The organism is Maribacter sp. LLG6340-A2, assembly GCF_045057105.1.
GTDB lineage: Bacteria > Bacteroidota > Bacteroidia > Flavobacteriales > Flavobacteriaceae > Maribacter.
This window is the reverse complement of record NZ_CP159332.1, coordinates 1677592-1699367: the sequence shown is the minus strand read 5'-3', so window position 1 is coordinate 1699367 and position 21776 is coordinate 1677592. Positions and strand designations below refer to the sequence as shown.

The window sequence follows — 21776 nt, the reverse complement described above, 5'->3', positions numbered from 1 at the left end:
AGGGTTTAATGCGTTTCATTTAAATGTTAACCCTTTTAAGCATTTGGTTACCGTTAATATTTATAGGTTTTGAGTCAAGGTTATCCCCTTGATTTATTGACATTTGTATAGAACGATATCGTTCTAAATCAAAATTTAAGATTAATAAAAAAACAATACCATGAATAATAGCGGAAATACATTATTGGCCATTATAGCAGGTTCTGCCATAGGGGCCGCACTAGGAATTTTATATGCACCCGATAAGGGAGAAAATACCAGAAAGTTAATTGCGGACCAAGCAGCTGCAACTAAGAACAATCTGGCAGAAAGTGCAGTAGACCTAAAAAACAAAGTAGCGTCTAAAGTTTTGGACGAAAAACAATCCTTGGATACCAGGGTAGATTCTTTGGTAACGGATTTAAGTTATAAGACAGAGGACGTAATTTCAACCTTAGAGAAAAAATTAGCGGAATTAAAGTCTAAGAACAAGAAATTGCAGAAAACATCATAAAAAATGGGAATCATTGAATCACTTAACGATACATCTAATAAAGCAATAGATGTAGGCGAAATTTACTATAAGAAAACCCAAGAGTATTATAGGCTTAAAGTGTTTCAACAATTAAGCACGACCACTGGTATGCTACTTAAAATAGTGGTAATTGGTGGTCTTGGTTTTTTGGCTCTTATTTTTTTAAGTGTTGCCGGAGTTATTGCTTTGGGAAACATTTTAGATAGCATGGTAGCCTCTTGTTTAATTGCAACGGCAATTTTCATTGTCTTGTTGGTCATTGCTTATTTATTGAGAAAGAAGATAGATAACTTACTGGTTAAGAAACTGTCGGTTAAATTTTTTAATTAAAACGGTCCTATGTACAAGAATTTAGATGAAGTAGAATACCACCTTAAGCGACTTAAGTTAGAGCGTGAAATTGCCTTGGAAGAAATTAAGGGTTTAAAGCATGATGTTAAAGAAGATTTAAGTCCGTATAACTGGTTATCTACCTTACTTTCCGGAGTTAAGAAGTTCGGGTTTTTATATCTCGCGAAGAAAATAGTAAAGTAGCGTATTACCAATAATTTTGTGTGCCTATTATTTACTAAGGAAACTTTGAAAATATATACAAACGAAAACACCCCATTTAGGGGTGTTTTTATTTTCTATACTTTGTAGAACTCTAGTCACTTGATTCTTTGGACCAGGCATCTAACATCCAACTTACTTTTTCAATTTCTCCTATATAACCGCCGATCATATCTATTGTACCTTCGTCACCTGCAGCTTCCGCTTTTTTAACCACTTTGCTCATTTGTTTTAGAATGGCCTCATGTTGTTCAAGAATATTCTTGACCATTTGCTGATCAGGTATTAAGGATGAAGTCTCCTTAATTGAGGAAAGTTCAACATATTTTGAAAATTCACTAGTAGGATGATGTCTTAAGGTTAGGATCCTCTCTGCAATTTCATCAATTTTAATCCTGGCATCCGTGTACAGTTCCTCAAATTTTATATGTAGGTCAAAAAAGTTTTTGCCAAGAACGTTCCAATGATATCCTCTAAGGTTCTGATAGTAAATATTGAAGTCTGCCAATAAGGTGTTCAGCTCTTTTACTATGGGTTCTATATCTTTTGATTTTAGGTCTAAATAGCTCATGAATTTTTGTTTAAGGTTTAACAGTACAAATTTAACCGTAATTGCTTGGGGTACTTAACTCATTGCAACTATAGATCAACGCAATTAAAATTCATTAAACCATCAAGGGCGTTTATGGGTTGACCAAGGGCTTAAGATTAATGTAGTAATAGTTTATTTTGCCCACATGGTCATACTCGGTAGCATTCTGTTTTAAGGACGCCCAATCAAAATGCTCATCTAAATTGTTTTGTTTGTAGTAATTGGCCAAACCTTCGGTTAAGAGCAAATAGTCATTTAATCTAACCTTGTTTTTTAAAAGTTTGTGAGCAACGATAAGGTCTTCGCCAAACAGTTTTATACTATTGCCTACTTTGGTAAGGGCAATTTCCTTACCGTAGTGTAGAATAATTTTAAGGCCCAATATTTCAGGAATAGAAGCGGCATCTGTATTTTCTTTATGCTTCTTTCTTAGAACATCTAGCTCCTTATAAAATTCGGTATAGAATATTCTACATTGATGTATAAGTTTTTCTAGGGTAGGCATTTTACCGGTCTTAAAAAAAAGAACGGCATCGCCCTCTATTTCTGATACTTTTAAACCAATTTCATTGGTATATATTATCTGGTTTAATAATGCCGGAATAATTTTAGAACTAAGCTCAAAATCTGTTTCACTCATAAATTCGGTAAAACCGCTTATATCCGGTATGCAAATCAACATTGGGGACCCTTTCATAAATAGGTTGTTTTATGGGGTTAAGGTATGCCTTTCCATAATGTAAAATAGGTCCGTTTCGTAAAAATTGTACTTCAATAAAAATATTATCAAACATAAAAAAAGAGTTGATGAGGTTAGTTTTAGGATGGATTGAAGTAGTAAAAACCTGCTTTGCAGTGTATTTTTGTTTAGACTATAATTAAAAATAATAAACAAAATTGAATCTTATATTGCCAGTGGTGCAAAACGTTTAAGAACAATATAAAGGTGTTGAAAATGGATTATAACCAACTTGTAGAAAGTGAGCCAGCGGAAATTGCAGCACATATGCAGTTAAAATATATAGACCGCAATAAGCTGTCAATTTTAAGAATCAAGGAAAAGGAAAAATTTCAATACATATATAGGAACAAGCCCCTAAAGAAAAAGAAAGAGTTAAGCCGTATTGAAAAATTGGTTATACCCCCGGCATGGCAAGAAGTTAGAATTGCATCAATATCCAATGCTCATTTACAGGCCGTGGGTTATGATCTTAAAAAAAGATTGCAGTATAGGTATCATGATTTATGGTTAAAAGTTAGGAATAGGACAAAATTTTCTAGAATGGCACATTTTGGCGAGCTGCTACCCAAAATAAGAAAGAAGGTAGATGAAGATTTGCAATTACCAGGTTGGTCCAAGGAGAAGGTCCTGGCATTGATTGTAAGGTTGATGGAAGAAACCCATATACGCATTGGAAATGAACAATATGCCAAAAGAAATAAAACCTATGGTCTATCTACCCTTAGAACCCGTCATTTAAAAATTAGCAAAAACAAACTAAAATTTGAGTTTACCGGAAAAAAAGGTAAAAAACATAGTATTACCTTAAATAATAAAAGATTGCGAAGATTGGTCTTGCAGTGTGAAGAAATTCCGGGTTGGGAATTGTTTCAGTTTTATGATGAAAACGGGGTAAAAACCGGAGTAGAAAGCGGAATGGTTAACGAATACCTGCAGCAAATAAGTGGGCAAATGTTTACCGCAAAAGATTTTAGGACTTGGGCCGGTACTATTATTTTCTTTGAATCCTTGGCAGAAAATGAATTTACGGAAGATGAAGCGGTGTTAAAAAAGAATATTCTTCATGCCTTTGATAGAACAGCGGAAGCCTTGGGCAATTCTAGAAATGTGTGTAGAAAATATTATGTACATCCTTTTATCGTGAGGGAATATGAAGAAAAAAGGTTGTTCAAAGCCCTTGGTTCTATAGACGCGCAAAAACAAAAGGAATATCAAACTGCAGCAGAGCAAGTTTTATTGAAATGCATTCAAAGTTACGATCCATTTACCGACTTAAAGAAGACGCTTTGATAAGGAAAGGGATGTTGTATAACATTTAAGGGAATAAAATTATACCCGGTCTACTTCATTTTCTAACTTTAACACATGGTCGCCATCTGTCTGTTTTATATATAAGGCCTTATTACCATCTTCCCCATTGCGGGTGACTTCATTGCCTTTTATGGTTTTGGTGATTTTGGAAGAATAGGATTCTTCAACCTTACCTTCTGCCGTACCATTTCCCCATGACCATTTTACTTGAGTGCCTTTTCGTATCATATATAAAGTTTAAAAGGTTTGCGCTTTCCATCACCGCTGTAGTTTGGAGAACCGGTGATGGAATTTTTTCCATTTAAGGAGCACAAACGAGAGAACTATCAGAGGTATAAAGTTCTTGAATTGTTAAGATAAATCATATTTAATTGCGTCGTTTTTTTAATTCATTTCACATAAAACTTAACCCAATTGAAAGGAGTTAAGTCTTGAATGTATAAAGGCAATAATTCTATTGTAATGAAGGTAATTTAGCTGTTAAAATATGACATATATAGCATGGTAGAATTAATTTCAGGTATTTCAATACTAATAGCTTCGGCTTGTATAGCTATAATAATTAAGGATTATTTTTTAGCGGATAAGGAAGAGGTTAGGCGTTTGAAGAAAGTAGAAGAAGAGGGTTTTTGTGATATTGATTTGGAATATATACTTATGCGTTCCAACACGGGAGAAGCAAAAAACACTCAGGAATTAAAGAAAAAATTACAGGATTTCAAGAGTAGAAATAGATTTTACAAGATGTAATTGTGATTGACATCATTAAATAAATAATCACATCATTTAAAAATAGAAACAATGAGTACATATACAGCAGAAGTAGGAGAAAAATTAAATGCATTATTGGAAAAAACATATGATGCTGAAAAAGGATTTAAAAAAGCTGCGGAAAACACGGAACATACACAGTTAAGGTCATTTTTTCAAAGTAAGGCGCAACAACGTTATGACTTTGGACATGAGCTAAAATCTGAAATTAAATCTTTTGGACAGGAAATTGACAAAGGAGATAGTTTAACCGGTAAGGCACACAGAGCCTGGATGGATGTTAAGGCATTATTTTCCTTAGATGATGAAGAGTCTATGTTAGAAGAGGCTATTAGAGGGGAAAAAGCTGCATTAGAGGAATATGAAGAAGTGTTGAAAGATACGTCTTTGCCCTCTACCACTTCCACAGTATTAAAAAGTCAAAAACAGGCCATTGAGAATGGTCTGTCCAATATTAAAATGTTGGAGGATTTAAAATAAGGTTTGGTTAGGAGTTGAAAAGGGGAGGCATTATGCCTCCCTTTTTTTTGGAATAAAAGTTGCAATTAAGGGTTAAAAAACAATAATTTTTACACAAGAAATTAAAATAACCCACTTATTTTTAATGGATTAGCTTTATATGTTTATGAACAAAGAGGTTGCGGTTATCCCATGTATCTTTCCCATAAAAAAGCTATATCCTTATGTATTATAAACTTTCCAATACAGCAAATAGAGCGCAGTTGGAACTTGAGGCCAATGCGTTGTTCAAGTATCCTATATTATATGAACCACAAGTTGTAATCAGTGGTTTGTCTGAAGTTTCCATACCCATTATTACAATGGAGCGGCCGGACACAATTTATCCGGCAATCTGGGGATTGTTACCCAGTAATTATCAAGAGGAATGGGAGCTGTTTCAAAAATTAACGAATACATTGAATATCCATATAAACTCCTTAAAATCCAACATGTGGTATAAGGATTCATTACTGCACAAAAGGTGTTTAATACCGGTTACGGGGTATTTTACCTCATGGCTGCATAATGGTGAAATACATCCTTATTTTATAAAGGCAAAAGATGAAGGTGTTTTATTTTTTGCAGGAATTTATACCATGCTAGATGATGGTTTTTTAACATGCACCATCCTTACTGGCCCAAACGATGATTTCGTTAAAAAATATCAGAATTTAGTTGACTTTATGCCTTTAATTATCAATAAGGCAGATAAAAATGAATGGCTAGATCCCAACATATCAAAGGAACATGCACTGAATATGTTAGCATCAAGCAATTCTGAAAATTTAATGGCCAACCCCATAGCAAAGGGTTTGTTCAATCAAGATATTTCGTATGACAGTATGCTCATGCCCAACGAATACCCGGATATATAATTAAAAATGCTGGTAATAGTTTAATGAGTTTAAAGGTAATTTCTACTGTAAATCAATATCTTACCTATAAAATTCAGATGAGTCAATATTTATTTTTATATCATTAAGGAGTGCTTTTAGATAATTGCAACTTTGTAGGGAACAATGGTTGAATTAATAATTGGTTTTATTAATGAATCGTTATAGAATATTAACCTAATTAAAATGACTATTATGAGAAAATCGATATTAATGTTTGTTTTTGCACTTATGACTATTGGTGTTGCCATGAGTTGTAGAGAAGAAAAAACAGCAGGAGAAAAAATGGAAGAAGGTATAGAAGATGTTGGTGATGGCATTGAAGATGGTGCGGAAGAAGTAGAAGATGCCGTTGAGGACGCAACAGATGACAACTAATATGTAGTATCATGCATATATGGGCCAAGCAGTTTTATGCTTGGCTTTTTTATTATATCCTTATTTAGTCTTTTTTGCCATTACCCGTTAGAACATCTAACAGACCATCTTGTAAATTAACCCATAAGTAGTTAAAGAATGATTTATGTTGTACGCGTTCTACAGAAATAGTACCATGTCTAAAACCATCCTCATCTGCTTTAGACCCATCGTTAACAAATAGGTTTCCTATAAAGGAAAGGATTTTTTTGACCCCTTTCCGCTCCTTATCCAAAACCTGGAATTTGAAATCCTCATAGTTCATTTTAATATCTCCACTGGCTGTATAATCGTCTCCGGAAATTGTAAAATACATTTGATCTATAGTGCCTGTTGTTTGCGTTCTTAGATTAGGTGTTAAAAATTCATTTAACTTTTCAGTCTTAAAATTGGATAGTCCTCCGCTAATTAAAAACCTGTTTTTTTCATCATTGACAAGAAACTTCCAATTAAGTTCAAACTTACCTGCTCCCATAAGATCAGATTCAATATTAATGTCCACATGTTCCTTATTACTCTTTAGGTTGGATAAATTATTTATAGAAGCATTCAAATGTTCAAAACTTAAAGCACCGGCCTTGACTTTGTTTGGAATATTCTCTTCATATACAATGGTACCTTTATTAATGTGCGTAGCATGTATATTGATTTTGAAAGGTAGATGGCGGAGCATTTCCCCATATAAGGGTCTTCTTGTTAAATTTTGCAGTTTAGACTTGTCTCTATATACTTCTAAATTTGGCCCGTTTAAGGACATGGAGTCAAAATTTAATTGTAGCGTATCATTTTGCCTCTTATAGGTATGCTCGGCAATTTTAATAATGGGGATACGTAAATCTATATGGTCTCTTTGGTATTTTATTTTTTGGCTTAATTCTTTTTTTGATGGTATGGTCTGTAATGAGAGGTCATGGATCATTATGTTCTCATTATCTAATTTCATTTCTGCCAATTGCAACCGTTCAAAATTACCTAATGGTGCATTTAGCTCATTCAAGGAAATGTTGTAGTCTGTAAAAGTAAAGGGGACGTACGCTTTTATGATTTTAGCATTAGTGGTAATGTCCTTAAGACTAAGGTCTATTGCTGCAATGGATAACAGCTCTTGGTCCTCTTTAGAATTAAATATGGATACTTTTCCAGATTCAAATAAAACTTCATCAATAGCTATTTCTTTTAATAATTTAATAGGATTGGTCTTGTTCGTTTCCTGATCATCATTCTCGTTGGGGCAGGTCTTAAATTTAAGATGGGGTTTGGAGAGTAACAAGGATTTCACCTGTATGGAATTTTCTAGAAAAAGGCTCCAATAACTAAATCCGTTAATAGATAATTGTTGGGCACTAACCATGATTTCGCACGAGGAAGTCTGTTTTCCCAGGCTTACCACTTCAATATCATTGAATTGAATATTTCCTTTAAGAAGATTGATTTTAAGATTGTCGTAGTCAAAATTAATATGACTGGGAACCTTTCTATGTAAAAAGTCAATTACCTGTAGTTTCATTTGCCATTGGGCAAACAGGTATCCCCCAATTACAATAAAGCCTAGCGCTATGGACCATTTTAAAAATTTGTTCATGCAAATTGCCGGTTATCTTAATAGTAGAAATTGTTGGGCACCACAGGTTAAAATCAGCAATGCAATTAATGCCTAGGTAAGAATACTACTCTTTGTTATAAGGCTTGTCTAACCCTGCACTATCCGGATTCATGTATTGCTTAAAGTCCGATGCACTTTTTAGTTCTAGGAATGTAGTTCCTTTTATTACTATTGGGTATTTTAAAAGACTAGGATTCTTGTCCAATACCTTTAACCATCCATCATGATCCAGAGAAACATTATCCTCTCCATACACCTTTTTAAAATCGGCATGGTCTTGATCTATCAGTTCAGAAATATTTTTGTTTAGACCATCGGCCAGTTCTGCCCATTGGGTCCCGGTAACGTTGGTCTTGGCAATATCTATGGTCAAATGTTCCAGTTCAGAAGATTCAACATATGCATTTACCTGTTTCCCTAAGGAATTTTCCGAGCTATAATATAGCGTTATCTGTTTTTTGTCCATAGCAATTGTTCCCATCACTTTTTTATAAAATTAGTCACAATGAAGTTCTATAATTAACTCGTATCAAATGAAAAGTGTCTTAAACGAATATTAAGGCCTAAGCACCCATTAAAATATACTATCTTGTTGTAGAACAAATTTTTACCAATGACGACGCTCTTTTGGCTTGCATATATAACGGTTACTTTATGGAGTATTATCAATATTATATTTAATGGTTCCAGGGCCACTAAAATGATCAGTTGGTCACTTTCTGTAATTATCTTACCATTCTTAGGCCCTCTATTTTATTACTTGTTTGGCATTAACCGCCGAAAATTTAAGTTGTTCAAATTAAAACAGACAGAAAAACGAAAGTTATATTCAGAAACCTACAAGGAATTAAAGGGAGGGGAGCAAAGTGTACATGAATTTAAGGAATACAAGCAGAACAAACTTGCTTCTCTTATAAGAAAGAATAGCTATTTTGCTCCCTATGAGGGCAACAAAATTACCTTGTTAAATAGCGGAGAAGAAGCATTTGGCGCAATTTTCAAAGCTATGGAAGAAGCCAAAGAGTTTATTCATATGCAGTATTACATTTTGGAAGACGGTATGCTATTAGACCGCTTTTATGAATTGTTTCAAAAAAAGGTAAAGGAAGGGGTAGAGATAAGAATGTTGTACGACTCTCTGGGAAGTAATTCTATGCGGGGCAAGTTAGTTAAACGATTTAGGAAAATTGGGGTAAAGGCGCACTCTACCCTACCCATAAGATTTGGAAATTTGTTGTTTACGCTAAATTATAGGAACCACAGGAAGATTGTCATTGTTGATGGCAAGATCGGATTTACAGGAGGGTTCAATGTATCGGATAAATACATGAAACCGGTTTCTGATTTAGGAATATGGCAAGATTTACATATTCAAATAAACGGTCCTGCGGTAAACAGTTTACAACGCATATTTGTAAAAGACTATCATTTTGCCGGGAAAGAAGAATTGTTGCTTCAAGATAGGTATTTTCCTAAAATAGAACCTCAAGGGGAAACGGTTGTACAGGTAATCTCAAGCGGCCCGGATTCCAGATACCCGGCTATAATGCAACAATACCTGGCAATGATCAATATTGCCAAGGAAAGTATCTGTATTGCCAACCCCTATTTTATTCCGGGAGAACCCGTTTTAGAAGCTCTAAGGATTGCGGCGCTTAGCGGTGTAAAGGTAACATTGCTTACCCCAAGAAAATCAGATTCGCTATTAGCACAATATAGTATGTTCTCTACTTTTGAAAATTTATTGGAAGTAGGCACGAACATTTATTTACGACCAGATTTTTCACATAGTAAGGTAATTATCATAGATGGTGAAATTGTATCGGTAGGATCAGGAAATTTTGACTATAGAAGTTTTGAACATAATTTTGAGACCAATGCCATTTTATATGATAAGGAAAAAGCTGGCGAAATTGAAAAGTTTTTTATGTCACATTGTAAAACAGAAGTAAAACTTGAATTGGACTCATTTAAAAAGAGGTCTGCATTCAGCAAATTTTTAGAAGGACTGGCCAAGTTTTTTAGTCCCTTATTATAACATATATATTATCAATCTTGAAAATTTTATTCCTTTTAATTTTTGGCATACCTATGGCGGCGAACGCACAGCATATAATACCCACTGAAATTTTAGAAGAGGCAAAGATAGCCTTGGCACATTATCCTGAACTGGAAGATACTTCAATAGAATTTAAATTCAAGAAGAACATTAAAAAATCTACCATGCAGGCACAGCCTAAATTCTCAAGTATTTTTAAATCAAGAAAAAACAGGTCGTACAAAATATTGATCAGCGAAAAAATAAATATTGCTGATTCTGTGTATTATACAAAAGACATGCCTGCCAAAATAATGATTGGTTGGTTGGGCCATGAATTAGGGCATGTTATGGATTTTCAAAAGCGAAGCGGTTTAAATTTAATAGGGTTTGGCTTTAGTTACCTAACCTCCAAAAAATATATAAGGGAAGCAGAACGCAGGGCAGACTCCTTTGCGGTGAACCATGGGATGGAAACGTATATATTGGCAACGAAGGAATTTATTCTAGAGAAGGCCGGCTTAGCACCAGAGTATGTGGAGCGTATTAAAAACTTTTACCTTTCCCCAGAGGAAATTATGCATTTGGTGGAAGAACGTGATAAGGTTGAAAAGGAATAGTATAGATTAGATCAATGCTGTTTTTCAACAAAATCTTCCCATGCTGCAAATTTTTCTTCGGACATAACCCGTTCCATTTTTACTTGTCCGCCTTTCTTTTTATTGGTGTCATTCCATTCGTAGAAAATTTCTGGTTCAACCATAAAAACCTTGACGCCTTTCAAGGCTTTTGATCGCGCAACCTTGTAGTTTTTGTTGGCCCCTTTTAAAGATTCATCCAATTTCTTGGCTATTTCCTTTGGGTCATTGTTTGCCGTGGTTCCTAAATACCACGTATGATAAAATCCATCCTTATATTTTTTGGCACACAAGGTATACTCCGGAATTTCAATATCAAAAGTGTGCATAACTTCTTGTAATGCGTCATCTAATTTATTGACCGATAACTGTGAACCTACCGTATTCAGGAAAAATTTGGTGCGACCGGTTATTTTGATTTCGGCCCGTTCCACATCGGTAAATTCAATGGTGTCGCCAATTAAATAGCGCCACGCGCCACTAACCGTACTAATGATCAGCACATAATTTTGTCCTTTCTCTACCTCTGAAAGTGTTAATGAGGGGGCGTCTCGTGATAGGGAACCATCTTCCAAAATATAGTCTGGATCAAACGGAACAAATTCAAAATAAATTCCGTTATCCGTTACCAATTTCATGGCATCGGTTTCAGGTCTGGATTGAAAAGCGATAAACCCTTCAGATGCTAAATAGGTGTCAATTACCGTTACCGGTTTACCCATTAAAGCATTAAAACTTTTTTCATAGGGTCCAAATGCTACACCCCCAGAAGTATACACCTGCAGGTTGGGCCATATATCATGAATATTGTTGAGGTTATGCTTTTTTATGACCTCTTTCAGCATTAATTCTATCCAAGAGGGGATACCGCTAAGAGCGCCAATATCCCAATCAGGAGCCTTTTCGGCAATTTTGGCAACACGTTCGTCCCAGTCATCAATTTGTGCAATTTCTTTACCTGGTTTGTAATATCCACTAAACCAAGATGGTATATTGCTAGCGCTAATACCACTAATTTCACCTTCTAGGTGATCGTCATTTTCTATTAAATCCGTAGAACTCCCCAACATTAAGATACCGGTTTCAAAAAACTCAGCCGGAAGGTCAAAATTTGAAATCGCTAGCACTTGCTTAATTCCTGCTTGCCTAATGGCATTTATCATTTCATCGGTTACGGGAATACGTTTACTTGTTTTACCAGTAGTACCGGAACTCAGTGCAAAATAATCTGGACTTCCGGGCCATGTAACATCGGTCTGACCTTCATGTAATTTGTGCCACCAAGTATCGTTGATCTGATTATAATCAAAGTAAGGAACTGCATTTCGAAATGCTTGTTGTGGATTGTCATTTTTCAGAACTTTCTCAAATTCATAGGCCTTACCAAAAGAGGTGTCCTTGGCCGTTTCCAACAAAGTTCTCAAGACTTCCTTTTGTTCTAGAACCGGATCGTTCTCGCCTGTAATCTTGTCGGTTACATTAATGACCCCTTTAATAAAATTACCTATAATGTTCATAACACGTGTATCGCTAGTTAATGTTATAAAATTAAAGGTTAAAAGACCTATGGAATAACTCTTTTCTTAAATAAACAGACGCTATTCAATCTTAAACTCTTTAAACGGGACAAAATAGATAGATTTTTAGCTTAACATGATCAAAATGGCGCCCACAGCAGTAAGTACCAAAATCATTTTTCTGAAAAAAGCCTCTTTGATCACTTTTATAAATCGCACTCCCACAAAAAATCCTAATAATATACCGGGCAAGAGAATCAGGTTTAAGGAAAGGGATTGGAGAGATATGGTTTCCCAAACAAAAAAATGAAAAGGTAGTTTCAGAACATTTACAATTAGGAACAACCAAGCAGCTGTGCCAATAAAATGGTTTTTAGGCAAACGCATGGCCAAGAAATAAATATTGGAAAATGCTCCGGCCAGATTGCCCACCATGGTCGTAATACCAGCTATGGTACCAATAGAACCCGCAAAAGACCAATGAGAGGGTACATTCTTATCTTTTTTACGGTCCCAGTAGAACATCATTATAACAGTAATAATAATGATGATGGCCATACCTATTTTAAAAAACTTCTCAGGTAATTCATTCCCAATGACCACGCCTATCAACAGTCCAAACACCATCCAGGGCAGTACCTTAAAAACATATTTCCATTGGGTGTACCTATTGTAATAGATAACGGCAAAAATATCCGCTAAGATCAATAGTGGTACAACCATACCGGTAGACTCTTTGGCCCCAAATGCCAATGCCATAAAAGTTACGTTCAATACGGCAATACCTTTAATGCCGGCTTTGGAAAGTCCTATGATAAATGTTGCCCCAAAAGCAAGGATCCATACGGTTGGGGTAATCTCAGAAGTCATTGATAGAAGCACATCGTACGTTTAGCGTATTAGCGACAAAAATATCCTAAAAAAACATATCTTTAACAATCAACCAAAAACCATTTTATGGAACTCAGTACCTTAGACTATACCTTTATTATAGTTTTCTTCTCTCTTGTCTTGGGCATAGGCATTTATGTATCAAAAAAATCAGGTAAGAATTCTTCAGAATTTTTTCTTTCGGGACGTACAATGCCTTGGTGGTTATTGGGATTATCAATGGTAGCAACTACATTTTCTACGGACACACCTAATTTGGTAACCGATATTGTTAGAACCAACGGAGTGTCTGGTAACTGGGTATGGTGGTGCTTTTTGATTACGGGTATGTTGACGGTTTTTGTTTATGCAAAACTTTGGCGTAAATCCAATGTAAATACAGACCTAGAGTTTTATGAAATGCGCTATGGTGGTAAGCCGGCAAGTTTTTTAAGAAAATTCAGGGCGGTGTATTTAGGGGTAATCTTTAATGTAATAACCATGTCTGCCGTAACCTTGGCAGCAATTAAAATAGGAAGCATAATGTTAGGGCTAGAGCCTTGGCAAACTGTGGTTAGTGCGGGTTTAATAACGGTAACGTTTAGCGCCCTTGGCGGATTCAAAGGAGTTGTCTATACAGATTTCCTATTATTCTTCGTAGCCATGGCAGGTGCTATTGGAGCTGCATATTACTTGGTAAACATTCCTGAAGTAGGAGGTATAGAAGCTTTAATGGCAGATGAAAATGTAAGCTCTAAATTAAATATCCTTCCAGATTTTAGTAATAAGAAAGCATTGATAACATTATTCATTATTCCCCTTGCAGTACAATGGTGGAGTTCTTGGTACCCAGGTGCAGAGCCAGGTGGCGGGGGTTATATTGCCCAACGTATGTTGGCGGCAAAAGATGAAAACCATGCAATTGGTGCTACATTCTTTTTTAATATTATGCACTATGCATTACGCCCATGGCCGTGGATTTTAGTTGCGCTGGCGTCTATAGTAGTGTACCCGGATTTGGCTAGCATTCAAGAAGCTTTCCCCAATGTAACCGCAGATAAATTAGGGCATGATCTAGCGTATTCCGCCATGTTGACCAAACTGCCTAGCGGATTGTTAGGCGTTGTTTTGGCATCATTGGTAGCGGCATATATGAGTACAATTAGCACCCAATTAAACTGGGGTTCTTCATATATAGTGTACGATTTTTATAAGCAGCAGATCAATCCAGATGCCTCTGAAAAAAGATTGGTTGCAGTAGGTAGAATTTCTACGGTTGTTTTAATGATATTCAGTGCGGCATTGGCATTGTTGCTACAAAATGCATTGCAGTTATTTGATGTATTGTTGGCATTTGGTGCAGGTACAGGATTAATTTTTATTCTAAGATGGTTCTGGTGGAGAATTAATGCGTGGAGCGAGATTACGGCGATGTTCGCATCAGGTATTATTTCCATTATATTAAAATTGACTCCGGTTGGTGCATATCTTTTTGCCGCGGAAACTGGACTTTTGCCAGATTGGTCGGAGTACATATTTATTGTAGTGGTAACAACTGTTATTTGGTTGATCGCCACCTTTATAACACAACCGGAATCTAATGAAACGCTGAGAGGATTTTACAAAAAAATTCAGCCAGGCGGTCCGGGTTGGTCCAAAGTAGTTAGTGAAGCCAATGCCGATGATGTGGAAATTGTTAAGGATAAAGAAAAGTGGAGCGTTCCCGCAGGAATAACAGCCATGTTATTGGGCGTGCTATTAATTTATTCTATCATGTTTGCCACGGGATATTGGATCTATGGTAGAACGGTACAGGCAATGGTATTGACCGTGGTATCTATTGTTGCGGGATTACTTTTAATAAAGGCCTGGAACAAATTAAAAGGAAACATACTATAAAGTAAGCATAATGCGCGATAGAATTTTATCGGTTGATATTTTTAGGGGCGCAACCATTTTGTTAATGGTATTGGTGAATACACCTGGGACTTGGTCTAATGTGTATGCGCCATTACTTCATGCAGATTGGCATGGCTATACACCAACGGATCTGGTTTTTCCGTTCTTTTTGTTCATTGTAGGAACATCAATAGTTTTCTCTTATAAAAATAAAACAGTAGATGCCAGCACCTATAAAAAAATTGCAATAAGGGCACTAAAGTTAATAGCTCTAGGTCTTTTCTTGGGAGCGTTCCTAGTTCATTATCCGTTCTTTAAAAAGTTTAGTGATATCCGTTTTCCAGGTGTGTTGCAGCGAATTGGTGTCGTATTCTTTTTTACGGCCATATTATTTATAAATCTAAGTTGGAAGAAATTGATTTGGGTTACCGTAATACTATTGATAGGCTATTGGTTATTGATGACGGTTGTTCCTGTAGATGGTGTTGCGTCTACTTTGGAAAGAGCACCCAATAATTTGGCAAATTGGATAGATGTAAAAGTTTTCGGTTCCCATAACTATAAAGCAGATTATGATCCGGAAGGCTTGCTAAGTACCGTTCCCGCTATTGCAAGTTCTTTGTTAGGAATATTTACCGGATTGATATTAACGGCCAAACAAGAAAAGAAAGCAACCATATTAATGGGCATTGGTGGTAGTTTTTTAATTATAGGTCATTTGTGGGATATTGTATTTCCCATCAATAAAGCACTTTGGACCAGTAGTTTTGTATTGGTGACCGCAGGTTGGGCAAATCTTATTTTGGCAGGTATTTATTACATAACGGATGTAAAGAAAATTGAGTTCGGTTCTATTTTCAGATATGCAGGCGCAAATGCCATTGTAATATATTTCTTGTCCAGTTTTATCAGCAAGGTAATGGGTCAGATAAAAATAGGTGATACCTCGTTACATGGCTGGTTGTTTCAGAAAGTATATGTACACGATTTCCTGGCCCTGGAAACCTCTTCCTTATTGTACGGATTAAGTGTAGTGCTGTTTTATAGCTTTGTGGGCTACTTTTTATATCAGCGGAAAATATTTATAAAGGTTTAACAAGTTATTTGGCCATTAATTTGGCCACATATTTACCAATAACATCAAACTCTAAGTTTACAATTGTTCCCGGCTTGTAGGTATTAAAACGGGTATGCTCGTAGGTATAAGGTATAATAGCGACCTCAAAAGTATTCTTACCGGAATTTACAACGGTTAAGCTAGTGCCGTCTATAGTTATGGAGCCTTTTTCAATAGTTGGGTTTCCGGTTGTGGCATCATATGAGAAAGAGAAAATCCAACTACCATTATCTTCACGAACACCGGTACATTCACCAGTTTGGTCCACATGGCCCTGAACAATATGTCCGTCCAATCTAGACCCTAATATCATAGCACGTTCAAGATTAACGGTATCGTTTACTTTAAGGGTATCAAGATTGGTTTTGTTCAAAGTTTCGGCAATTGCGGTCACCGTATAGGTGGTTTCCGTAAGACTTACCACGGTTAAACAAACACCGTTATGAGCAACGCTTTGGTCAATTTTAAGCTCGGGTGTTAAGCTAGATGCTATGGTAATGTCCAAGTTGCCACTTTTAGGTTCAAGAGCGGAAACCTTACCTAATGTTTCAATAATTCCCGTAAACATGTGTCGTTTAATTTAAGTAATTTTGGGTATTCAAATACAGTACAAAGGTACAGATTATCATGGAGGAAAAGAGTAAGATAAAGTTAGGTATTTCAATAGGCGATTTAAATGGCATTGGTTGTGAAGTAGCTTTGAAAACCTTTGAGGATAGTAGAATGTTAGATTTTTGCACCCCTGTTATATTTGCATCCAACAAAACTATTTCCCACCAGATGAAAGTGTTGGGGTTAAATATTACGTTCAACGGTGTTCCTTCGGCATCAAAGGCAATAGACAATAAATTAAATATTGTAAATGTTTGGAAAGAAGTACCAAGGGTTCATTTTGGACAAGCAAATGAAGAAGGGGGCAAGTATGCCTTGAAATCTTTGTTCGCTGCCGTAGACGCGCTAAAAAAAGGAGAAATAGATGTGCTGGTTACTGCCCCTATCAATAAAAACAATATACAGTCAGATGAATTTAAGTTTCCCGGTCATACAGATTATTTAGCTCAGGAACTGGATGGGGAAAGTTTAATGTTTATGGTAACCGATACCCTAAAGATTGGTCTGCTTACGGATCATGTGGCCGTAAAGGATGTTTCCTCGGCTATTATTCCAAGGTTAATAAGGGACAAGGTAAATACGATTGAAAAATCGCTTAAGATGGATTTTGGCATTCGCAAGCCAAAAATTGCTTTATTGGGCATAAATCCGCATAGTGGGGATAATGGGGTTATAGGCAAGGAAGATGATGAGGTGCTAAAACCTGTTATCAATGAAATGGCCAATATGGGGCATTTGGTCTACGGACCCTATTCTGCCGATAGTTTTTTTGGCTCTGACGGATACAAGAAATTCGATGCAATTTTAGCCGCCTACCACGATCAAGGGTTAATACCTTTTAAGACCATTTCATTTGGTCAAGGCGTAAATTTTACGGCAGGACTAAATAAGGTTAGAACATCGCCCGATCATGGTACCGCCTATGAAATTGCAGGTAAGGGTGTAGCAGATGCAAGTTCGTTCAAAGAAGCCGTGTTTATGGCATTGAAAATATTTAAGAACAGAACGGAATATCAAGAGCTAACAAAAGATGTTTTAAAGAAACAAAGGCAAAAGAGAGAACGGTAATCTGTAGGACAAAAAGTTATAAAGATAAATAGTTGATAACTATTGCCTTTTATTAAAATAATAGTATCTTTGCACCCGCCTTTTATGGGCCAATATTGTTAAATTAAGTGTGTACGTGATGAAGCAAAAGGAGTTTAATATTCCTTTCTCAGGATTGAAGCAGGGAAAACACCACTTTAATTACCAGATTGATAATACGTTCTTTGATTCTTTTGGATACGATGAGTTCAATGCGGCAAATCTAAATTTAGATGTTGTACTTCATAAAACCAGTACAATGTTAGAGCTTGATTTAGAGGCGTCTGGAACGGTAAATGTAAATTGTGATATTACTAGTGAACCTTATGATCAGCCCATAGATGGAGATTTACATCTTGTGGTTAAGTTTGGGGAGGAGTATAATGATGAGGATGATGAAATTTTAATACTGCCTCATGGTGAACATCAATTGAACATTTCACAATACGTGTATGAAATGCTTGTATTGGCGGTTCCGCAAAAAAGAATCCATCCTGGTATTGAAGATGGCACATTACAGTCTGAAGTTTTGGACAAGTTAAATGAGCTGCAACCAAAAGAGAAAAGAACGGATAAAGAAGAGAATGACCCTAGGTGGGACGAATTAAAAAAACTATTAACGGATAAATAAGGTTTAAATGGCACATCCTAAAAGAAAAATTTCCAAAACAAGGAGAGACAAGAGAAGAACACATTACAAGGCGGTAGCCCCAACATTGGCACAAGATTCCACTACTGGAGAAATGCATTTGTACCACAGAGCTCACTGGCATGAAGGTAAACTTCACTACAGAGGTCAGGTTTTAGTAGATAAAACGGAAGAAGCAGAGGCTTAAGACCTTATTTAAAAATATAAAGCTCCCATTTCATTTGAAGTAGGGAGCTTTTTTTATCCTTTATTTATTTATTGTGCTTTGTAATTCAAATGTTTAAGGGTTCACGGGCAATTTTAAGTAAAGGTGTAAATTTTTAAAAACAAGACATATTTGGGCAAAAAGTCGTTGAAAATCATTAATTTTCATGACTTTTGTCTCGTTTTTTATGTTTTTTTATAAGAAAGAAAATTAGGTATGACCAAATTAACAGCAGCTATAACGGCTGTAGGAGGCTATGTTCCCCAATTTGTAATGACAAATCAAAAGCTCGAAGAGCTGGTAGATACCAATGATGAGTGGATAACTACACGTACAGGTATCAAGGAAAGACGGGTTTTAAAAAAGGAAGAAGGAGAAGGTACATCATATTTAGCGATCAAGGCATCAGAGGATTTAATACGAAAAAAGAATATAGATCCTGCTGAAATAGATTTGGTAATCGTGGCAACGGCAACACCAGATAGCTTGGTGTCATCAACAGCGGCCTTCGTAGCCTCTGAAATAGGAGCGGTTAATGCGTTTGCCTATGATCTCTTAGCGGCATGTTCCAGTTTTCTGTTCGGGATGTCCACTGCTGCAGGGCATATTGAAACCGGGAGATATAAAAAGGTATTGTTGATAGGGGCAGATAAAATGTCTTCAATTATTGATTATACAGATCGTACCACATGTATTATTTTTGGAGATGGTGCCGGCGCAGCACTATTTGAACCCAACATGGAAGGTTTGGGGCTTCAAGATGAGTATTTACGCGCAGATGGTAAAGGAAGAAAGTTCCTGGGCATGGAAGGTGGAGGTTCACTTATGCCAGCGACCATAGAAAGTGTAAAAAACAGAAAACACTTTATTTTTCAAGACGGAAAAACAGTGTTTAAGTTTGCGGTTTCAAATATGGCAAATGTAGCGGCCAAAATAATGGAACGTAATAATTTGACCGAAGAAGATGTAAAATGGTTGGTACCACACCAAGCCAATAAACGCATTATTGATGCAACGGCTAAAAGAATGGGTCTGGACGATTCTAAGGTAATGATGAACATACAGCGTTATGGTAATACCACATCGGCTACCCTACCTTTATTATTAAACGATTATGAAAGTCAGATTAAAAAAGGAGATAACTTGGTGTTTGCCGCTTTTGGAGGAGGCTTCACTTGGGGGTCTATTTATTTAAAGTGGGCTTACAACTAACTTATAACTACCAATATAACTTAATTTACTATGGATATTAAAGAAATTCAAAGCCTTATCAAGTTCGTTGCCAAATCTGGTGCTAGCGAGGTAAAACTGGAAACGGATGATATTAAGATCACCATACGTACCGGTAGCCTAGGCAATGGCAATTCAGAACCAACATACGTACATACCATGCCTATGGCGCAGCCTGCAATGCCAGCAGCAGCACCCGTACCGGCAGAGCAACCTAAACCTGTAGCGGACAGCAGTACAGAAGCGGAAAAGAAGAAAGCGGAAGATGATAAGTACATTACAATAAAATCACCTATTATTGGAACTTTCTACAGAAAACCATCTCCAGATAAACCAGTATTTGTGGAAGTTGGTGATACCATAGGTGCAGGTGATGTGCTTTGTGTTATTGAGGCCATGAAATTGTTCAACGATATAGAATCTGAGGTATCAGGTACGATCGTGAAAATTTTGGTTGATGATTCATCACCAGTTGAGTTTGATCAGCCATTGTTTTTGGTAGATCCTTCTTAACTAAATTTTGAGTAATAATTGTTAGATACCGTTCAATGTAACGGTATGTAAGAATCATGTGGAATCTAGAACTTAAAATTTAAAAGATGTTTAAAAAAATACTGATTGCAAATAGGGGAGAAATTGCATTACGTGTTATACGTACCTGTAAGGAAATGGGTATTAAGACCGTAGCAGTGTACAGTAAGGCAGATGAAGAAAGTTTGCATGTACGTTTTGCAGATGAAGCGGTTTGTATAGGCCCTGCGGCAAGTAGCGAATCTTATTTAAAAATACCTAATATTATTGCGGCTGCTGAAATTACCAATGCAGATGCTATTCACCCAGGGTATGGTTTTCTTTCTGAAAACTCTAAATTTTCCCGTATCTGCGCTGAGCATGATATCAAGTTTATTGGTGCTTCAGGTGACCAAATAGATAAAATGGGAGACAAGGCTACGGCCAAAGAAACCATGAAAAAAGCAGGTGTACCCTGTGTACCCGGATCTGACGGATTGTTAAAAGACGTTGATCATGCAAAAAAGGTAGCCAAAAAAATGGGCTATCCAGTTATGATCAAAGCTACTGCCGGTGGTGGTGGTAAAGGTATGCGTGCCGTAATGTCAGAGGATAAAATGGAAGAGCTGTTCACCAGTGCCGTAACAGAAGCTACTGCAGCTTTTGGTAATGGTGGTATGTACATGGAGAAACTTATCGAGGAGCCTAGACATATTGAAATTCAAATTGTAGGTGATCAATTCGGTAAGGCTTGTCACCTGTCTGAAAGAGATTGCTCCGTACAGCGTCGTCACCAGAAGTTGACAGAGGAAACTCCGTCACCATTTATGACAGATAAATTAAGGGAGGCAATGGGTGAAGCTGCGGTTAAAGCTGCAGAATACATAAAATATGAAGGTGCGGGTACCATAGAATTTTTGGTAGATAAACACCGTAAATTCTACTTTATGGAGATGAATACCCGTATTCAGGTAGAACACCCTATTACCGAGCAGGTTATTGATTATGATTTAATTCGTGAGCAAATACTTGTAGCTGCAGGTGTGCCAATTTCAGGTAAAAACTATCTTCCAAAATTACATTCTATTGAGTGCAGAATTAATGCGGAAGATCCATATAATAATTTTAGACCATCACCGGGAAAAATTACAACGTTACACACCCCTGGAGGGCATGGTGTACGTATGGATACGCATGTTTATAGTGGGTATAGCATTCCGCCAAACTATGATTCAATGATTGCAAAATTGATTACTACGGCCCAAACAAGGGAAGAAGCGATCAATAAAATGAAGCGTGCTTTAGATGAATTTGTAATAGAAGGTATCAAGACCACTATTCCTTTCCACAGGCAGTTAATGGATCATCCGGATTATTTGGCCGGTAATTATACAACGGCTTTCATGGACAATTGGAAAATGGATCCGCCAAAAGAAAATTAATTTTAAACTCCAACAGTAATGTTGGAGTTTTTTTATGGTTTATTTTATTGATATTTGAATACATCAA

Annotated in this window: 26 protein-coding genes; 18 read left to right on the top strand and 8 right to left on the bottom strand. The window is 36.4% G+C overall.

The window, feature by feature from the left end:
* Window positions 1-160 precede the first annotated feature (160 nt).
* Genes ABVM52_RS07295 through ABVM52_RS07285 form a run of 3 tightly spaced genes read left to right on the top strand, consistent with a single transcriptional unit; the run spans window position 161 to window position 1048 of the window.
* A complete protein-coding gene (locus ABVM52_RS07295; protein WP_405384752.1) occupies window positions 161-493 on the top strand; it encodes a YtxH domain-containing protein in 333 nt (110 codons plus the stop codon).
* Between the two features lie 3 nt (window positions 494-496).
* Window positions 497-844 (top strand): phage holin family protein, encoded by a 348-nt coding sequence (locus ABVM52_RS07290; RefSeq protein WP_405384751.1) that lies wholly within the window; start codon window positions 497-499, stop codon window positions 842-844.
* A 9-nt stretch (window positions 845-853) separates the two neighbouring features.
* Window positions 854-1048, top strand: coding sequence for a hypothetical protein (locus ABVM52_RS07285; protein ID WP_405384750.1), 195 nt, complete (start codon window positions 854-856; stop codon window positions 1046-1048).
* Between the two features lie 112 nt (window positions 1049-1160).
* Here ABVM52_RS07285 and ABVM52_RS07280 read toward each other — a convergent pair whose 3' ends face one another.
* Both ABVM52_RS07280 and ABVM52_RS07275 read right to left on the bottom strand, forming a co-directional pair.
* Entirely contained in the window at window positions 1161-1637 is a 477-nt protein-coding gene (locus tag ABVM52_RS07280) for a Dps family protein (protein ID WP_405384749.1), read from the bottom strand.
* A gap of 112 nt (window positions 1638-1749) precedes the next feature.
* Window positions 1750-2355: a DUF2652 domain-containing protein gene (locus tag ABVM52_RS07275; protein WP_405384748.1), complete on the bottom strand. Its 606-nt coding sequence runs from the start codon at window positions 2353-2355 to the stop codon at window positions 1750-1752.
* 258 nt (window positions 2356-2613) lie between these two features.
* On the opposite strand from ABVM52_RS07275, the gene ABVM52_RS07270 reads away from it, so the two are divergent.
* Window positions 2614-3690: a DNA topoisomerase IB gene (locus tag ABVM52_RS07270; RefSeq protein WP_405384747.1), complete on the top strand. Its 1077-nt coding sequence runs from the start codon at window positions 2614-2616 to the stop codon at window positions 3688-3690.
* Window positions 3691-3729: 39 nt separating this feature from the next.
* On the opposite strand, the gene ABVM52_RS07265 is transcribed toward ABVM52_RS07270, so the two are convergent.
* Entirely contained in the window at window positions 3730-3939 is a 210-nt protein-coding gene (locus ABVM52_RS07265) for a DUF2945 domain-containing protein (RefSeq protein ID WP_405384746.1), read from the bottom strand.
* A 273-nt stretch (window positions 3940-4212) separates the two neighbouring features.
* On the opposite strand from ABVM52_RS07265, the gene ABVM52_RS07260 reads away from it, so the two are divergent.
* The 4 genes from ABVM52_RS07260 to ABVM52_RS07245 all read left to right on the top strand — a co-directional run bounded on the left by ABVM52_RS07260 (window position 4213) and on the right by ABVM52_RS07245 (window position 6254).
* The gene (locus ABVM52_RS07260) at window positions 4213-4461 is read left to right on the top strand and encodes a hypothetical protein (RefSeq protein ID WP_405384745.1); all 249 of its coding nucleotides are present in this window, start codon (window positions 4213-4215) and stop codon (window positions 4459-4461) included.
* 51 nt (window positions 4462-4512) lie between these two features.
* A complete protein-coding gene (locus ABVM52_RS07255) occupies window positions 4513-4962 on the top strand; it encodes a PA2169 family four-helix-bundle protein (RefSeq protein ID WP_405384744.1) in 450 nt (149 codons plus the stop codon).
* Window positions 4963-5165: 203 nt separating this feature from the next.
* Window positions 5166-5858, top strand: coding sequence for an SOS response-associated peptidase (locus tag ABVM52_RS07250; RefSeq protein ID WP_405384743.1), 693 nt, complete (start codon window positions 5166-5168; stop codon window positions 5856-5858).
* A gap of 213 nt (window positions 5859-6071) precedes the next feature.
* Window positions 6072-6254: a hypothetical protein gene (locus tag ABVM52_RS07245; RefSeq protein WP_405384742.1), complete on the top strand. Its 183-nt coding sequence runs from the start codon at window positions 6072-6074 to the stop codon at window positions 6252-6254.
* 64 nt (window positions 6255-6318) lie between these two features.
* On the opposite strand, the gene ABVM52_RS07240 is transcribed toward ABVM52_RS07245, so the two are convergent.
* Together ABVM52_RS07240 and ABVM52_RS07235 are read right to left on the bottom strand one after the other, a co-directional pair.
* Window positions 6319-7875: a hypothetical protein gene (locus tag ABVM52_RS07240; protein ID WP_405384741.1), complete on the bottom strand. Its 1557-nt coding sequence runs from the start codon at window positions 7873-7875 to the stop codon at window positions 6319-6321.
* Between the two features lie 85 nt (window positions 7876-7960).
* Window positions 7961-8377, bottom strand: a complete 417-nt coding sequence (locus tag ABVM52_RS07235; protein WP_405384740.1) for an arsenate reductase family protein — start codon at window positions 8375-8377, stop codon at window positions 7961-7963.
* 132 nt (window positions 8378-8509) lie between these two features.
* On the opposite strand from ABVM52_RS07235, the gene cls reads away from it, so the two are divergent.
* The gene (gene cls / locus ABVM52_RS07230) at window positions 8510-9934 is read left to right on the top strand and encodes a cardiolipin synthase (RefSeq protein ID WP_405384739.1); all 1425 of its coding nucleotides are present in this window, start codon (window positions 8510-8512) and stop codon (window positions 9932-9934) included.
* 17 nt (window positions 9935-9951) lie between these two features.
* Window positions 9952-10554, top strand: a complete 603-nt coding sequence (locus ABVM52_RS07225; RefSeq protein WP_405384738.1) for a hypothetical protein — start codon at window positions 9952-9954, stop codon at window positions 10552-10554.
* Between the two features lie 11 nt (window positions 10555-10565).
* On the opposite strand, the gene ABVM52_RS07220 is transcribed toward ABVM52_RS07225, so the two are convergent.
* Complete coding sequence (locus tag ABVM52_RS07220; protein ID WP_405384737.1) at window positions 10566-12089, bottom strand: GH3 auxin-responsive promoter family protein; 1524 nt, start codon at window positions 12087-12089, stop codon at window positions 10566-10568.
* A gap of 126 nt (window positions 12090-12215) precedes the next feature.
* Entirely contained in the window at window positions 12216-12959 is a 744-nt protein-coding gene (locus ABVM52_RS07215) for a TSUP family transporter (protein WP_405385113.1), read from the bottom strand.
* An 87-nt stretch (window positions 12960-13046) separates the two neighbouring features.
* Between ABVM52_RS07215 and ABVM52_RS07210 the strand changes: the two genes are divergently transcribed.
* Both ABVM52_RS07210 and ABVM52_RS07205 read left to right on the top strand, forming a co-directional pair.
* Window positions 13047-14858, top strand: coding sequence for a sodium:solute symporter family protein (locus ABVM52_RS07210; protein ID WP_405384736.1), 1812 nt, complete (start codon window positions 13047-13049; stop codon window positions 14856-14858).
* A 10-nt stretch (window positions 14859-14868) separates the two neighbouring features.
* Window positions 14869-15954: an acyltransferase family protein gene (locus tag ABVM52_RS07205; RefSeq protein WP_405384735.1), complete on the top strand. Its 1086-nt coding sequence runs from the start codon at window positions 14869-14871 to the stop codon at window positions 15952-15954.
* Window positions 15955-15958: 4 nt separating this feature from the next.
* Here ABVM52_RS07205 and ABVM52_RS07200 read toward each other — a convergent pair whose 3' ends face one another.
* Window positions 15959-16543 (bottom strand): riboflavin synthase, encoded by a 585-nt coding sequence (locus ABVM52_RS07200; protein ID WP_405384734.1) that lies wholly within the window; start codon window positions 16541-16543, stop codon window positions 15959-15961.
* 59 nt (window positions 16544-16602) lie between these two features.
* Between ABVM52_RS07200 and pdxA the strand changes: the two genes are divergently transcribed.
* From pdxA to accC, 6 genes are all read left to right on the top strand, one after another.
* Window positions 16603-17655, top strand: a complete 1053-nt coding sequence (gene pdxA / locus ABVM52_RS07195) for a 4-hydroxythreonine-4-phosphate dehydrogenase PdxA (RefSeq protein ID WP_405384733.1) — start codon at window positions 16603-16605, stop codon at window positions 17653-17655.
* Between the two features lie 118 nt (window positions 17656-17773).
* A complete protein-coding gene (locus ABVM52_RS07190) occupies window positions 17774-18304 on the top strand; it encodes a YceD family protein (protein ID WP_405384732.1) in 531 nt (176 codons plus the stop codon).
* 7 nt (window positions 18305-18311) lie between these two features.
* Window positions 18312-18509 (top strand): 50S ribosomal protein L32, encoded by a 198-nt coding sequence (gene rpmF / locus ABVM52_RS07185; protein WP_089261118.1) that lies wholly within the window; start codon window positions 18312-18314, stop codon window positions 18507-18509.
* Window positions 18510-18743: 234 nt separating this feature from the next.
* Window positions 18744-19739 carry a beta-ketoacyl-ACP synthase III gene (locus ABVM52_RS07180; protein ID WP_405384731.1) on the top strand — a complete coding sequence of 332 codons (996 nt, stop codon included), beginning with the start codon at window positions 18744-18746 and terminating at the stop codon, window positions 19737-19739.
* A gap of 30 nt (window positions 19740-19769) precedes the next feature.
* Window positions 19770-20270 carry an acetyl-CoA carboxylase biotin carboxyl carrier protein gene (accB, locus tag ABVM52_RS07175; protein WP_405384730.1) on the top strand — a complete coding sequence of 167 codons (501 nt, stop codon included), beginning with the start codon at window positions 19770-19772 and terminating at the stop codon, window positions 20268-20270.
* Window positions 20271-20356: 86 nt separating this feature from the next.
* Window positions 20357-21709 (top strand): acetyl-CoA carboxylase biotin carboxylase subunit, encoded by a 1353-nt coding sequence (gene accC, locus ABVM52_RS07170; protein ID WP_405384729.1) that lies wholly within the window; start codon window positions 20357-20359, stop codon window positions 21707-21709.
* Window positions 21710-21776: the final 67 nt, after the last annotated feature.

What these genes read in the sequence shown, in the direction of transcription:
- ABVM52_RS07220 (WP_405384737.1), bottom strand. Translation starts at nt 12,089, where the DNA reads ATGAACATTATAGGTAATTTTATTAAAGGGGTCATTAATGTAACCGAC.
- rpmF (WP_089261118.1), top strand. Translation starts at nt 18,312, where the DNA reads ATGGCACATCCTAAAAGAAAAATTTCCAAAACAAGGAGAGACAAGAGA.
- cls (WP_405384739.1), top strand. Translation starts at nt 8,510, where the DNA reads ATGACGACGCTCTTTTGGCTTGCATATATAACGGTTACTTTATGGAGT.
- ABVM52_RS07265 (WP_405384746.1), bottom strand. Translation starts at nt 3,939, where the DNA reads ATGATACGAAAAGGCACTCAAGTAAAATGGTCATGGGGAAATGGTACG.
- pdxA (WP_405384733.1), top strand. Translation starts at nt 16,603, where the DNA reads ATGGAGGAAAAGAGTAAGATAAAGTTAGGTATTTCAATAGGCGATTTA.
- ABVM52_RS07270 (WP_405384747.1), top strand. Translation starts at nt 2,614, where the DNA reads ATGGATTATAACCAACTTGTAGAAAGTGAGCCAGCGGAAATTGCAGCA.
- ABVM52_RS07295 (WP_405384752.1), top strand. Translation starts at nt 161, where the DNA reads ATGAATAATAGCGGAAATACATTATTGGCCATTATAGCAGGTTCTGCC.
- ABVM52_RS07235 (WP_405384740.1), bottom strand. Translation starts at nt 8,377, where the DNA reads ATGGGAACAATTGCTATGGACAAAAAACAGATAACGCTATATTATAGC.
- ABVM52_RS07200 (WP_405384734.1), bottom strand. Translation starts at nt 16,543, where the DNA reads ATGTTTACGGGAATTATTGAAACATTAGGTAAGGTTTCCGCTCTTGAA.
- ABVM52_RS07180 (WP_405384731.1), top strand. Translation starts at nt 18,744, where the DNA reads ATGACCAAATTAACAGCAGCTATAACGGCTGTAGGAGGCTATGTTCCC.
- ABVM52_RS07290 (WP_405384751.1), top strand. Translation starts at nt 497, where the DNA reads ATGGGAATCATTGAATCACTTAACGATACATCTAATAAAGCAATAGAT.
- ABVM52_RS07285 (WP_405384750.1), top strand. Translation starts at nt 854, where the DNA reads ATGTACAAGAATTTAGATGAAGTAGAATACCACCTTAAGCGACTTAAG.
- ABVM52_RS07215 (WP_405385113.1), bottom strand. Translation starts at nt 12,959, where the DNA reads ATGACTTCTGAGATTACCCCAACCGTATGGATCCTTGCTTTTGGGGCA.
- ABVM52_RS07250 (WP_405384743.1), top strand. Translation starts at nt 5,166, where the DNA reads ATGTATTATAAACTTTCCAATACAGCAAATAGAGCGCAGTTGGAACTT.
- ABVM52_RS07205 (WP_405384735.1), top strand. Translation starts at nt 14,869, where the DNA reads ATGCGCGATAGAATTTTATCGGTTGATATTTTTAGGGGCGCAACCATT.
- ABVM52_RS07210 (WP_405384736.1), top strand. Translation starts at nt 13,047, where the DNA reads ATGGAACTCAGTACCTTAGACTATACCTTTATTATAGTTTTCTTCTCT.
- ABVM52_RS07275 (WP_405384748.1), bottom strand. Translation starts at nt 2,355, where the DNA reads ATGAAAGGGTCCCCAATGTTGATTTGCATACCGGATATAAGCGGTTTT.
- accC (WP_405384729.1), top strand. Translation starts at nt 20,357, where the DNA reads ATGTTTAAAAAAATACTGATTGCAAATAGGGGAGAAATTGCATTACGT.
- ABVM52_RS07255 (WP_405384744.1), top strand. Translation starts at nt 4,513, where the DNA reads ATGAGTACATATACAGCAGAAGTAGGAGAAAAATTAAATGCATTATTG.
- ABVM52_RS07240 (WP_405384741.1), bottom strand. Translation starts at nt 7,875, where the DNA reads ATGAACAAATTTTTAAAATGGTCCATAGCGCTAGGCTTTATTGTAATT.
- ABVM52_RS07260 (WP_405384745.1), top strand. Translation starts at nt 4,213, where the DNA reads ATGGTAGAATTAATTTCAGGTATTTCAATACTAATAGCTTCGGCTTGT.
- accB (WP_405384730.1), top strand. Translation starts at nt 19,770, where the DNA reads ATGGATATTAAAGAAATTCAAAGCCTTATCAAGTTCGTTGCCAAATCT.
- ABVM52_RS07190 (WP_405384732.1), top strand. Translation starts at nt 17,774, where the DNA reads ATGAAGCAAAAGGAGTTTAATATTCCTTTCTCAGGATTGAAGCAGGGA.
- ABVM52_RS07245 (WP_405384742.1), top strand. Translation starts at nt 6,072, where the DNA reads ATGAGAAAATCGATATTAATGTTTGTTTTTGCACTTATGACTATTGGT.
- ABVM52_RS07280 (WP_405384749.1), bottom strand. Translation starts at nt 1,637, where the DNA reads ATGAGCTATTTAGACCTAAAATCAAAAGATATAGAACCCATAGTAAAA.